At 60.2% G+C, this 274-nt stretch carries 1 protein-coding gene; it reads left to right on the top strand.

Annotation, left to right across the window (positions count from 1 at the left end):
* Positions 1–226 (top strand): hypothetical protein (locus IO33_RS51965; protein WP_425348012.1); only part of this gene is annotated, 226 nt, incomplete at its 5' end.
* Positions 227–274 lie beyond the last annotated feature (48 nt).

Raw genomic sequence — 274 nt, 5'->3', positions numbered from 1 at the left:
TACCTCGATTATTCCCATGGCCGTGGCGTCCATTCTGGGTTCTGGTCTATCTGCGACGCAGTGGTGGACCGACGGCGGTCGTGAGCAAGGGGTGGACGACAAGTTCTTCGCCGCACACCTGTTGGAAACGACGTGGGGAATCATCGATGGCGCGGGCGCGACCATAGGCGTCGCCTTCTCACGTGGTCTGCCATTCAGTCATCCCGGGTTCGCGTCCCGCCGCTAAGTGGACTGACCATGTTTGGCAGCGAGCCATTCGCCGAACTTGTTTTGC

Source organism: Streptomyces durhamensis, from assembly GCF_000725475.1.
Lineage (GTDB): Bacteria > Actinomycetota > Actinomycetes > Streptomycetales > Streptomycetaceae > Streptomyces > Streptomyces filipinensis.
This window is presented reverse-complemented; position numbering and strand designations above follow the sequence as displayed.